This is a genomic window from Marinobacter flavimaris (assembly GCF_002933295.1).
In the GTDB taxonomy this organism is placed as follows: Bacteria; Pseudomonadota; Gammaproteobacteria; order Pseudomonadales; family Oleiphilaceae; genus Marinobacter; species Marinobacter flavimaris.
Genome location: NZ_PSSW01000010.1, coordinates 113,802 through 126,676 on the forward strand (window position 1 = coordinate 113,802; position 12,875 = coordinate 126,676).

The window sequence follows — 12,875 nt, forward strand, 5'->3', positions numbered from 1 at the left end:
TGCAAACGCCATTGATTTCATTCAGGCAAACGGCCAACGGGAGACGAATGTCCATGGACACCAGCAAACACACCCTCAGTACTCTGTTCGAGCAGCTAGGCCTGGCGTCCGACGCCAAAAGCATTGAGGATTTTGTCGCCAGGTACTCGCCCCTGCCGAGCGAAGTTGCGATCCAGGATGCTCCCATCTGGTCCGAAAGCCAGTCTCACTTCCTGGAAGAAGGCCTGGAGGAAGACAGCGACTGGGCGGAGGTGATCGACGAGCTGGACGCAATGATGCGTCACTGAACGTCGGCACTGTCGCTGATCATCACCTGGTCCCGGCCGGCGTCCTTGGCCTGATAGAGGGCCCGGTCGGCCCGGTCGAACACCGACTCCTCGGTGTCGCCGGCAATGAATCCCGCGAGGCCGGCTGAGAAGGTCACAGTGACCGGCTCGCCGCGGAAGTGGAACGGCAGCTTGCCGACATGTTCCCGCAACTTGTCCACCACTGCTCGCGCGTCCGAAGGTTCGGTTTCCGGGAACAACACCACGAATTCCTCGCCGCCAAAACGAGCCACAAAATCCGTGGTGCGCAAGCGATCCCTGAATTCCCTCGCAACCAGCTGCAGCACCCTGTCGCCGGCCTTGTGACCATAGGAGTCGTTGATCCGTTTGAAAAGATCGATATCCAGCACACCGATGGTCAACGGATGGCTGTAGCGTTGCCAGCGGTTGTACTCGAATGACAGTCGCTCCTGCCAGGCTTCACGATTGGGCAACTCGGTAAGCAGGTCAGTCATGGCCCGGAGCCGCTCCTTACGGACCTGTTCCTGCATCTGCTCTGAGTGGGCCTCCATGGCCGCCACTTTCTCCTGCATGGCCTCAAGCTGCTCGGAGAGCGCACGCTCGCGCTCGGATTCCTGGGTACGGAAACGGCCTACCGCCTGACCAATGGACTCAAGATGACGACTGACCGACTGTTTGAGATCCTGAAGGTCATCGCTCTCCTGCAAACGTTGCCCGACCCGCTCAATTTCCTCGCGGATCTCGCGATCAAGGTGCTCTGAGGCATCCAGCCGGCCGCACTGGGCCGAGGACTGGGCCGAGAAGTGTTCCTTCAACAGCTCCAGACGTTCATCAAGGCGTTTGAGAAAGGCTTCGAATTCTCGCTTGCTCCGGGTAACTGCAGCGATGACCAGCTCAGCCACGTGGTTCAGGCCTTCGCGCAATTCGTTCCAGTCGTTACTGGCAAGCAGAGATTGCTGCAGCGCCCGTGCCCGGGCCTCGGCGGCGGGCTCAAGGGAGACCTGGGTAAGCATCTGACCCAACAGCTGGCCCACACGGCGGGCAATGCGCAACCGCTGGACGTTGTCCTCGATATCCTGTTCATTGCCCGGGAGGGACTCAGGCTGCTCGCTGCTTTCCGGTAAAGGTTCCGCGCTGACCTGTTGCTGCTGTTGCTGGGACTCTTGCTCTGGCTCTCGCGCCAGACGGGAGAAAAAGGAAGGCTTCCTGTCGTTGGCCGACTGGCGCTCATCGAGCAAGGCGACCTGGCGATCAATCTGATCCTGCAAGTCCTTCCAGGCGTCCACATCTACCCGGTTCTTCCGCAGGTCCTTCCGGATGCGAGCCAGCAACCGATCCAGCTCCGGGGTCTGGCCTTCGGAGGCGAGACTGGTGCGCACCAGCATGCGTTCAAGGGTATTCCGCTCCGCCTTCCACTGCTTTTCCCGATTGTCTGCAGACTCGAGTTCCTGAAGGTATTTTTCCTTCCAGGACTGATCCGATGCCATGGAGCGCTCCCGCCTATCCTTGCTGTACTGTTGATGTGTGAAAAACCCCTAGATGACCCGTGCTGGTCTCAGGAACTCTCGTCACTGGTTTTACCATGATACCGATCGCGTCGTGCTCTGGGGTGACTCTGGTCATAAACCCGGGCCAAATGTTGAAAATCAAGATGAGTATAGACCTGGGTCGTGGCAATGTCGGCATGGCCCAGAAGTTCCTGTACGGCACGAAGGTCACCACTGGATTCAAGCATGTGGCTGGCAAACGAGTGTCGCAGCAGGTGCGGATGGAGCTTCTGGTCGGCACCGCGGCTGATTCCCCAGCGGCTCAGGCGGGCCTGGATACTTCGGTGGCTGAGTCGTTCGCCCCGCTGGCTGACGAACAGAGCAGCCTCACCGTCATTGGCCAGCGCCGCTCTGTACGGTAGCCAGGCCTGTATGGCTGCAATGGCTTTTCGTCCGACGGGCAGCAGCCGTTCCTTGCCACCCTTACCCATCACGCGAACCTCACCACTGCGCAGATCGACGGTATCCAGATCCAGGCTTGCCAGCTCCGCCAGCCGCAGCCCGGAAGAATACATCAGCTCGAACATACATAGATCCCGCACTTCCAGGGGATCGTCCGGCTGTCCGTCCAGTAGATGATTCAGTTGATCCACATCTGCAACGCGAGGCAGACGGCGGCCACTCTTGGGGGCCCGGATATCCAGCGCCGGATTATCCGATGCCAGCTTCTCCCTGAGCAGGAACTGGTAGAAACGGCGGGTCGCCGAGAGATGTCTGGCAATGCTCCGGCCTGACAACCCCTCCCGGCTGAGCGTCGCGACGTAGCGGCGCAGGTCGTGGTTGGTCACCCGTTGCCAGGCAACGAATCCAGTGCGGCCCAGCCAGTCCGCCAGACGCAGCAGGTCGCGCTGGTAGCTGTCGCAGGTTCTTGGAGAATGGCGTTTCTCAGAAGCCAGGTGCCGGATAAATTCCGCCAGCGGCCCGGTCAGCTCATTGGGCACTGCCGGACTCTCCGGGGCTTCTGACACGTTAGCGGGACTCCGTCGCCATGTCGGTGACCGGAGCAGCCGCTGTGTGGCGCTGCACCATGGGCGGCAGCAGGCGGCTGAGTGTGTCGCTGATGTAGCTCAGGAACAGGGAACCCATGCTCTGGTCGAAATAGCCGGGCTGGCAGCTACCGACCGCAAACACGCCCGCCAGCTCGTCATGCCTCAGCGGCACCAGGGCGACCGAGGCAATGGGTTCTTCACGGTCCGGGAACAGAAACTCCCGTTCGCTCTCCCGGAACTGGCCGCACACGGCACGCTCACCTTCCAGCAGGCTGCCCAGGCGCTCACGGGCCGCAGAAGGACTGACCACATGCAGGGCGCCTTGAGAGGCCTCAGGCAGCTCAACATCGGTAAACAACAACACGGAAGCGGCGTCGAGACCGAAATCACCACGGATACTGTCATCAATGGCAGCAGCCATATCGTTGAGCGTCCGCGCTTCAATCACCTGCATCAGCAAACGCTTGCTCTTCTCGAACAACCGGTCGTTATGGCGGGCGATGGATACAAGCTCTACCAACTCCCTGCGCAGGGTGTCCCGCTGCTCCCGGAACAGATGCACCTGGCGTTCGACCAGCGAAATGGCCCGGCCACTGTCGTGGGGCAGGGTCAGGCTGCGCAGCAGCTCGTCCTGGTCGATGAAGAAATCGGGGTTGGCGCGCAGGTAATCCGCCACCTCTTCCCGGGTGAGCTCACCGGCCTTCTGGCGGGCCGTTTGTTCTGTCATGGAGTACTCCTGGCTGTCAGGATCGTTGTTTATGGGGGCGAGCGCTCCTGCGTCGACGACCACCAGAATCACCCGGCAGCCTCAACTGCCCCTCAAATACGCTGGTTGCAGGCCCTTCCATCATAACAGGGGTCCCTTCACCCTGCCATTCAATGACCAGAGGGCCACCCCGCAATTCCACTTCCACGCGGGCATCCAGCAGGCCTCGCAGGCAGCCGGCCACCACGGCGGCACAGGCACCACTACCGCAGGCGAGGGTCTCGCCCGAGCCACGCTCAAACACCCGCAGGCGGACATGGGTACGATCCAGAATCTGGAGAAACCCGATGTTGGCCCGTGCCGGGAAGCGGGGATGCCGCTCGAGCTTGGGCCCCAGCGTTTCCACCGGCGCCTGGTCTACATCCTCAACCAGCAGCACACCATGGGGGTTACCCATGGACAAGGCGCTCAGTTCCACTGTCTGGCCGTCCACATCCACGGTGTAGACATCCTTTCGACGGTCGGCGGCGAACGGAATGGCCGGCGGATTGAACTCGGGCACGCCCATATTGACCATCACCATGCCTTCCCGGCCGACACGGAGCTCGATCACGCCCTTGGCGGTCTGGACGCGGATGACCTTTTTGTTGGTCAGTCGCTGGTCCCGGACAAACCGGGCGAAGCAGCGGGCACCGTTGCCGCACTGCTCCACCTCGGACCCGTCCGCATTGAAAATGCGGTAGCGGAAATCGACATCCGGCAGCCCGGGCGGCTCCACCACCAGCAACTGATCGAAGCCAATTCCGAAATTCCTGTTGGCCAGTTCGCGGATCATCTCGGGGCGCAGACGAAAAGGCTGGCTGATGGCATCCACCACCATAAAATCATTACCCAGCCCATGCATCTTGGTGAATCGAAGCATGGGGCCCTGGGTCCGGCGTTGCTGTGTCATCTCCTCGCTCCCGCTCATTCCGGAAGGCAGCTCTCGGGTGCGAGCTGGTCTTCGAGAGTTTCACGGCGGCGGACCACATGCACCTGGTCGCCATCGACCATGAGTTCCGGCGGCCGGTTCCGCGTGTTGTAGTTTGAGCTCATGACAAAGCCATAGGCTCCCGCAGAGCGAACCGCCAGCAGATCCCCGGCCTGCAGGCGCAGGTGACGGTCCTTGCCCAGGAAATCGCCGGTTTCACAGACCGGACCAACCAGATCCCAGGCCTTTTCCTCACCATTCTGATGTGGCTTGACCGGGATAATCGCCTGCCAGGCGCTGTACAGGGCCGGCCGGATCAGATCATTCATGGCGGCATCAATGATGGCAAAGTTCCGGTGCTCGGTGCACTTCAGGAATTCGACTCTGGTAATCAGGATGCCAGCGTTGGCGGCAATGGATCGGCCGGGCTCCAGAATCAGCTCCAGTTTGCGGTCACCCAGGCGCTCGGCCAGCGCCTTCACGTAATCCGACGGCTGTGGTGGCTGCTCCTGGTTGTAGGTAACGCCCAGGCCACCGCCCATATCCAGGTGATGAATGTGGATGCCCTGGTCCGCCAGGGAATCAATCAGGGCCAGCACCCGGTCCAGTGCGTCGAGGAACGGTGACACACTCGTCAGCTGTGAGCCGATGTGACAATCCACACCCTTCACGTCGAGATTCGGCATACCTGCCGCACGGGCATAGACCTGCTGCGCTTCGGCAATATCAATCCCGAACTTGTTCTCTTTCAGACCCGTGGAAATATAGGGATGGGTACCGGCATCAACATCCGGGTTCACCCGCAGAGAGATCGGCGCCTTTACGCCGAGTTCTCCCGCCACCGCATTGAGCCTGTCCAGTTCGGTATCGGATTCGACGTTGAAGCAGCGCACGCCCACTTCAAGGGCCCGCTTCATTTCCCATTCCTGCTTGCCAACGCCGGAGAAGACCACCCGCGACGGATCACCACCGGCCCGCAGTACCCGCTCCAGCTCACCGGCCGACACGATATCAAAGCCGGCACCGAGCCGCGCGAGAACGTTCAGCACCGCCAGATTGCTATTGGCTTTAACGGCGTAGCACACCAGGTGCGGGTGATCCCGAAGAGCGTCATCATAGGCCCGGTAATGTCGCTCAAGTGTTGCCCGTGAGTAGACATAGGCCGGCGTGCCAAAACGATCGGCAATGGCAGAGACAGGGATATCCTCGGCGTACAGCTCGCCGTCGCGGTAGTTGAAATGATCCATGAGTTTCCTGATTCGTTTAACGGGGCCGGGAGGCCATGGCGCTAGTCGCGGGTTTCTTCGCGATCGGGCTGCTCCTGGGCCGAATCCGGCCCGGACGTTATCGAAGCGGCCTGACTGTCACGGTACAACGGACCTTTCTGACCGCAACCGCTCACAACCAGAGCCAGCATCAACGTCATGATCGACAGAGTCCACGCTCGCATATCGGCTACCTACCCCTGAGTTCACTATGGGCGCAGTATACCTGACACCCGCCCCGGGCCGCGAGGTCAGCGAGTCCTCGCGAGGTGGCGGTTCAGGGAATCTTCCAGCACAGACCGGTAATACAGGTATTGGCTGGTCTGGATATCCTGCTGATACACCCGGGGGTCGAGGTCGTGGGGCAGGTGGATATCGGTCAGGTACACCGGGTAGACCTCATCGCTATGTCGGAGGGAGCGGATGTAGTGGGCCACTGCCGGAATCAACTGGTCGCCGTACTCCTGGACGCTGAATTCCTGGTCACCACAGAAAATGTCAAAGCGCAGGCGACTGTCGCCCTCGTGGATGCCCACGGCCTGCACCTCAAATCCGGGCAGAGGCACTCCCGAATCCGACTCCGGCCGGTACTCGGCCCGCCAGGCCCCGTCCCGCCGGACAATCTCGTAGCACTGGACGCCGGCCACAACGCCGGCGGAATCGGTATGGCGCAGCAATCGCCGCTCGATCAGGTTATCCAGGAAACGCAGTACCGGCACCAGCAAATGCCGTCGACTGGTCACCGCCTGTTCCCAGCTGAACACAGAACCCAGTTCGTCAACGACCCAGAGCCGGGCCTGATCGCCGAGAATACGATAAAACACCTGGATGTTGTCCGGTTCGCTGGCCAGGCAAACCGCCCGCAAGGCCGGCTCGTCCTGCAACGCGTAACGATCGAACACCACCGGCAGGTACCGCTCCTGGGGCAGCGCCAGATGCTCCATCAGCGCCTCAAAGCTGTCGAGTGCCACAAACCCCGGTTCCAGGCCGTTGAACTGGAGCAGGAAGTAGCGACGATCCATTTCAATCACATAGCGCAGCGGATGCGGGCCGGTACCTCCGGCAAAAAAGGGCCGGAGGACATCGGCAAACAGCTCCTGAACCCGGCGGGCAATGGCAGAGCCATGACCACGGTTGTGGCAGTGCACCTGAACGGCCGGCAATTCGTCGGGATTGGCTGCCACCGAGGCGAGAACATTCTTCAGGCACTGGATCAGTGTATCGCCCGCTGCGTAATGCTGGAGACTGACTTCATGCCAGCTGTTGAAGGTAATCTGGTCGATGCTGATGACCAGATTCTCCCGCCCGCCGCTAAAGCCCAGGGAATCGTGCCGGGAACTGAGCTTGTGAAGGCCCTTTTCCGTGAGGTGGGCCTGAGGGTCAATGCCGACGTTCACCAACAGCAGATTCCTCAATGGCCGGACGCCCCGGGACAACGCTTCCCGTTCCGCCGGGGCAATCGGAAATGGCAGGAACGCAGACAGGGCATCAAGCATTTCACGCAACTCGCTGACGGACGCAATACTGTTGCCCGACCGCACATTCAGCCGAGTCGAGCGGGTCAGCAGACCGTTGCAATAGCACCAGACCATCAGTTCCGCCAGATTTCCAGAGCGACGGATAACCGGCTGCCAGAAAGCGTCTGCCGGGTCTTCGAGGTCCCGGTACAGCAGCCAGCCGTCGGCGTCGCCGCCCTGCTCCGACTGATGATGAAATGCCAGGTTTTCCTCCGCCAGCGACGGGGCCAGCCCGGGATTGATCTGCTCGATCTTGCCCGCCTTGCGCTGAAACGCGGCATAAAGCTTGCGGCCGAGGAGATTGATATCGTTGGCGCTGATGGCGGCGCGTTGGCCATGCTCCCTGGCCATTTTCGACAGCAGGCGGTAACCGTGGGTCAATTCGTTGACGATGGTGCGACGCAGGGTGGTGACATCCTCTGCCCGCCAGCGTTGACGATCATCCAGCTCCGCCAGCGTGTTTTCACTCCAGCCCCAACCTGTCACCATCTGGCGCAGCAGGCGGGCACGCCACTGCTCACCGGAGACCTCGGACCGTGTCAGTGGCAAACCGGCTTTCAGATACAGGCTCCGGCGAATCAGGTCCAGCCTCGACGCCACTTCCGGCCCGGTCAGCCAGCCCTCCAGCCGATTGTAGAGCATGACGTAAGGGTCCAGACGGTCGGCATCGGTTTCGCCGCGGAAAACGGCCCGCTTGAACTGGCTGGACAACAGAGCCTCACCGGTGGTCCGCGCATAACATTCGATCAGAAGGAGTTTCAGAATCGACTTCCAGGGCGCATCAATCCCCTTGTACAACTGCCAGACGCCCGCACCAAGAAATTCTTCCTCCGGAATCGCCGGCACCGGGCCAAAATCGATATAGTCCTCGGCGCGCACAAACCGGTAATCTACCAGCTTGCGCATGCAGTCATCGTAGGTTTCCTCCCGCTCCGCAGGAATCAGCCACCACATGGGCCAGGCACCGGCCAGATGGATGCTGGTCCGATAGAACTCGTCCAGCAGCAGGAAATGCTGGGCGCTGCCACAGTTCTCGCCGGTCACCTCTACCCGTTGCCGACCGGCACGCCAATCCGAAGCACAGAAGACGAATACGTGCAGTTCGACACCGAAAGATTCCGCCCAGCGGGCCAGCTTCTCGGCTTTGCGCTCAAGACAGCGGATGCCCCGCTCGGGCAGGTCACTGCGGTGACAGAGCCAGACGTCGAGGTCACTGGCCACGGAATGGCCAAGGGTTCCCGGGCTGCCCATCAGGAACATGGCGTCCAGATCCGGTTTGCGCTTGCCTTCATCCTTCAGCGAAAAAGTCCGGGCCAGTCGACGAGCCGCATTGATGGTGGCCGGTGACGGCTGATAGTTGCTCAGGCCATAGGGGCAATCGCTGTCCAGGTAACCGGGCAGGGCCGGATGGTTGAGATGAAACACCAGCGGCAGAATTTCCAGCACCATCTGCTGGCGATAGGACAACGCAGAATGGGCACGGTCCCAGCGCTGCTGATTGACCAGCAGAAACCGGTCCCTCAGGCGACGGAGGGTCTTGCGATCTATTCCCTCCTCAAAGTCGAGGGAAATCGGGGCAACGTGGGCGGTCAAGGCGGCTCCGCAGAGAGGTTCTTTTCAGCATCAGTATGAGTATGATGTCGGCATCGTGGCAAAACCTTTAAAAAAATAAAAGCTGCAGGACACGCGAGGCTTACCCGCTGTGAAAGAATTCATCATTCGCCGCTACCGTTCGGACCAGTCCGCGACCTCCGGGCGCCAGACCGTTTTACGCATCGACGATGAAGGAAAAGTACTGTTCGCTGACCACCAGGCCGAGGCAGTGCTCGGTTATGAGAGTAGTGAACTGGAAGGCCAACCGGTGCACCGGATCCTGGCATCTCGCCAGGATGATCCTTTTGCACCGGCAAACCGCCACCGGATCGAGCGTGGCCAGAACGTCCTGGTGACCTTCCGGCACAAGGAAGGTTTCTTCTACACCGCCTGCCTGAGCCTGCGACTCGACGTTCGGGATTCCGACAAGGCGGCGAGTGCCACGATTGCCCTGTGCGACAGCTCAAGCAGGGATTCCCGCCTGTTGCGAGCAGCGGAGAGCATTGCCGGTTTCGGGATCTGGGAACTGGACACCCGCACGAATGAAATGACCTGGACCGAGGGAATGTTCCAGCTTCTTGAGCTGAGACCGGGCGCCGAAATCACGCCCGAACAGGCGCTTTTCTACTGCCAGACCGGCCAGGCCAGGGTCCGGGCCATGTTCCGCCGTTGCCTCCGAACCGGAGACGCATTTTCCCTCAATCTCGATATTGTTACCTCGCAACAGAACCATCGGCGGGTGACCCTCAGTTGTCGGGCCCTGAAACAGGGCGGCCGGATTACCGGGCTCGGCGGCACCCTGGTAGACCGGACCGCCGATATGAAACTCGACAGGGCTCGCCAGCACGCAAACACCATGCTCGCAGCGGTCACCAGCGCCACCTCCGATCTGGTTGTGGCAGTCGATCTCTCGTTCAACCTGCTCCACTTCAATGACGCCTGGGCCAGACAGTTTGCTGAAACCTTTGGCGGGCGCCCGGAGGCAGGCGACAACCTGAGCGACCTGCTTCAGGAGTTCCCGAACGAACGCAGGCTGATGGAACGGCTCTGGCACCGGGCTTTCGAACGTGACAACTTCGTGGTCGAGATGCCCATGGCCCAGCAGTCGCGCCAGCTACCAGTGCATGAGTTCCATTACCAGCGCCTGACCAACGACCAGGGCGAAATCACCGGCGCGGTGCACGTGGCCCGTCGCATTGAGCCCAGGCTGAATCACGCCTCCAGTGAGGAATACCGGATACGTCACGATCCGGTTACCGGCCTGATGAACAGAAAGGCATTCATCGCTCGGGTATTAAGAACCCTGGAGCAGAAAACCCATCGGGAATCCTGCGACAGCCTGCTCTACCTGGATCTGGATGAATTCGAACGCTTTAACGATCTTGCTGGCAGCGGCACCTGTGACCGCTACCTCAGGGAGCTGGCCGGCAACCTCGGCGTGCGCGTCCGGCAGCGTGACGCCCTCGCCCGCCTCGCTGGCGACACCTTCGCCCTTCTGATCGAGAACTGCCCGGAAGCGCGGGCCCGCAAGATTGCCCAGGAAACCCTTGATTTGATCGGCGACTTTGTCTTCGACTGGCAGGGTCACAGCCTCCAGACCACCGCATCGGGCGGCCTGTTGATTCTGGACAACGACGTCCCTGCGGATCCGGAGCAGCTTCTGGGCCAGGCTGCGGACCTGTGCCACACCGCCAAAACCTCCGGACGCAACCGGGTTCACGCGGCCAGGGCCATTGCCAACCAGACGGACGATTCAGTGGCCAGCAAACGGGTCGAGCAGATCCGCGACGCGCTGGACAAACAGTCGCTGATTCTGAAATACCAGGCCATGAGGCCGGTGGCCAGCCCCACCTGGGGCGATCACATCGAAATCCTCTGTCGGATTCCAACAACGTCGGATGATGAGACGACACTCCTGCCCGACGATTTCCTGCCCATTGCGGAACGGTTTGACCTGGCAAAGCGCCTGGATCGCCAGGTGATCCGGCAAACCCTGGAATGGCTCGGTAACCAGCCCTTGCTGGAACCCCGATTGAAGTACTGTGGATTTAACCTGTCACTGGCAACTGTGTTGGATGACACCTTCGCCGACTTCATGGCCGATGCCCTGAACCAATCCCCGTTTGCCCCGGACTGTTTCTGCCTGGAAATCCGTGAGGCCCACGCCACCCAGTATCCCGACGACGTGGCCGTGCTTTGCGACGCCCTGCATCGGGCAGGCTTCCGCGTCGCCCTGGACGGTGCCGGCGCATCGGTGGAAAGCTACAGCCTGGCGGCGAGATTACCCGTGGATATCATCAAACTGGACCGGAGAATGGTTCAGCAGCTGGAGGAAGACCCGGTGCAGCAGGTGATGCTGGAAGCACTGCACCGGATTGCCGAGGCCGCCGGCAAAGTGACGGTGGCCACGTTTATCGAAAGCGACGATGCCCTTCGCAAGGTACGGACTCTGGGCATTCACTACGGACAGGGCTACCGGCTATGCCGACCTGAGCCACTGGACGAACTCACGCCGGCGGCGGTAGACCTCGCTACGGGGCGAATCGGCGGTTAACCGTTTCGCCCCGCTGAGTGCGCCGGCTCAGCCCAGCTGGTTGCGGGCCCGACCGACCGCCGCACGCACCTGATCCGGCGCCGTGCCGCCGAGATGATCACGGGCCTGGACCGAACCTTCCAGGGTCAGCACATCGAAAACATCGGCGCCGATATGATCGGAGAACTGCTGCAGCTCTTCGAGGGTCATATCAGACAGGTCACGACCTTCAGCCACACCGAACGCCACGGACTTGCCCACGATCTCGTGGGCGTCCCGGAAAGGCACGCCTTTCTTGACCAGGTAATCCGCCAGATCGGTAGCGGTCGAGAAACCGCGCTTGGCTGCCACTCTCATGTTATCGGCCTTGGAGCGAATGGCCGGAATCATGTCGGCGTAGGCTTTCAGGCAGCCCTTGATGGTATCGACCGTGTCGAACAGTGGTTCCTTGTCTTCCTGGTTGTCCTTGTTGTAGGCCAGCGGCTGGCTTTTCATCAGGGTCAGCAGGCTGATCAGGTGGCCATTGACACGACCGGTCTTGCCCCGGACCAGTTCCGGCACGTCGGGGTTCTTTTTCTGGGGCATGATGGACGAGCCGGTGCAGAACCGGTCCGGCAGATCAATGAAGTCGAACTGGGCGGAGGTCCATAGCACAAGCTCCTCGCTGAATCTGGAAAGATGCGTCATCAGCAGTGCCGCAAAGCTGCAGAACTCGATGGCAAAATCCCGGTCGCTGACAGAGTCCAGGCTGTTCTCGGTGGGCCGGTCGAAGCCCAGCAGTCGGGCGGTCATTGCCCGATCAATGGGATAGGTAGTGCCTGCCAGGGCCGCTGCGCCCAGGGGCATTACGTTCACCCGCTTGCGGCAATCCTGCAGACGCTCGGCATCCCGAACCAGCATCTCGTACCAGGCCAGCAAGTGGTGCCCGAAGGTCACCGGCTGGGCAGTCTGCAGATGGGTGAAGCCGGGCATGATGGTGTCCGCCTCGCGCTCGGCGAGATCCAGCAGGCCAGATTTCAGGCGATTCAGTTCCTCGGCAATCACGTCGATCTCGTCCCGCAGGTACAGACGGATATCGGTGGCTACCTGATCGTTGCGGCTTCGGCCGGTGTGCAGCTTCTTGCCCGTAATACCGATACGGTCGGTGAGGCGTGCTTCAATGTTCATGTGCACGTCTTCAAGGCTGACCGACCACTGGAAGTTGCCGGCCTCGATGTCTGCCTTGACGCCTTTCAGGCCCTCAATGATCTGGTCCCGCTCGTCGGCGGTAAGCACGCCAACCTCGGCCAGCATGGTGGCATGGGCAATGGAACCGGTGATGTCGTGATGGTACAGGCGCTGGTCAAATCCCACAGATGCAGTAAATTTTTCAACAAAGGCATCGGTGGGTTCACTGAAGCGCCCGCCCCAGGGTTTTTCAGAGCTTGTGGTCTGGTCAGACTTTTTCTGATCCGTCATGGTCTATCTT

10 protein-coding genes are annotated in these 12,875 nt (G+C 60.9%); 2 read left to right on the top strand and 8 right to left on the bottom strand.

Annotation, left to right across the window (positions count from 1 at the left end; translation table 11 throughout):
* The first annotated feature begins 53 nt into the window (after positions 1-53).
* Positions 54-287 carry a DUF2789 domain-containing protein gene (locus tag MDHKLMBL_RS16885; RefSeq protein ID WP_008173223.1) on the top strand — a complete coding sequence of 78 codons (234 nt, stop codon included), beginning with the start codon at positions 54-56 and terminating at the stop codon, positions 285-287.
* Here the strand turns inward: MDHKLMBL_RS16885 and MDHKLMBL_RS16890 are convergent.
* From MDHKLMBL_RS16890 to MDHKLMBL_RS16920, 7 genes are all read right to left on the bottom strand, one after another.
* Positions 281-1,774 carry a GGDEF domain-containing protein gene (locus tag MDHKLMBL_RS16890; protein WP_008173222.1) on the bottom strand — a complete coding sequence of 498 codons (1,494 nt, stop codon included), beginning with the start codon at positions 1,772-1,774 and terminating at the stop codon, positions 281-283. The two genes, MDHKLMBL_RS16885 and MDHKLMBL_RS16890, sit on opposite strands and share 7 nt — an antisense overlap.
* A 68-nt stretch (positions 1,775-1,842) precedes the next feature.
* A complete protein-coding gene (gene xerC / locus MDHKLMBL_RS16895) occupies positions 1,843-2,775 on the bottom strand; it encodes a tyrosine recombinase XerC (RefSeq protein ID WP_104271587.1) in 933 nt (310 codons plus the stop codon).
* 28 nt (positions 2,776-2,803) lie between these two features.
* Complete coding sequence (locus MDHKLMBL_RS16900; protein WP_053114167.1) at positions 2,804-3,550, bottom strand: DUF484 family protein; 747 nt, start codon at positions 3,548-3,550, stop codon at positions 2,804-2,806.
* 16 nt (positions 3,551-3,566) lie between these two features.
* Positions 3,567-4,481 (bottom strand): diaminopimelate epimerase, encoded by a 915-nt coding sequence (gene dapF, locus MDHKLMBL_RS16905; RefSeq protein ID WP_008173211.1) that lies wholly within the window; start codon positions 4,479-4,481, stop codon positions 3,567-3,569.
* Positions 4,482-4,495: 14 nt separating this feature from the next.
* Positions 4,496-5,746, bottom strand: coding sequence for a diaminopimelate decarboxylase (lysA, locus tag MDHKLMBL_RS16910; protein ID WP_104271537.1), 1,251 nt, complete (start codon positions 5,744-5,746; stop codon positions 4,496-4,498).
* A 41-nt stretch (positions 5,747-5,787) separates the two neighbouring features.
* Positions 5,788-5,949, bottom strand: coding sequence for an LPS translocon maturation chaperone LptM (gene lptM, locus MDHKLMBL_RS16915; protein WP_227497818.1), 162 nt, complete (start codon positions 5,947-5,949; stop codon positions 5,788-5,790).
* A gap of 66 nt (positions 5,950-6,015) precedes the next feature.
* Positions 6,016-8,874 (bottom strand): class I adenylate cyclase, encoded by a 2,859-nt coding sequence (locus tag MDHKLMBL_RS16920; protein ID WP_104271539.1) that lies wholly within the window; start codon positions 8,872-8,874, stop codon positions 6,016-6,018.
* Positions 8,875-8,983: 109 nt separating this feature from the next.
* Here MDHKLMBL_RS16920 and MDHKLMBL_RS16925 point away from each other — a divergent pair, with 109 nt between their 5' ends.
* A complete protein-coding gene (locus MDHKLMBL_RS16925; protein ID WP_092033140.1) occupies positions 8,984-11,428 on the top strand; it encodes an EAL domain-containing protein in 2,445 nt (814 codons plus the stop codon).
* Between the two features lie 27 nt (positions 11,429-11,455).
* Here MDHKLMBL_RS16925 and argH read toward each other — a convergent pair whose 3' ends face one another.
* Positions 11,456-12,865: an argininosuccinate lyase gene (gene argH, locus MDHKLMBL_RS16930; protein ID WP_092033137.1), complete on the bottom strand. Its 1,410-nt coding sequence runs from the start codon at positions 12,863-12,865 to the stop codon at positions 11,456-11,458.
* Positions 12,866-12,875: the final 10 nt, after the last annotated feature.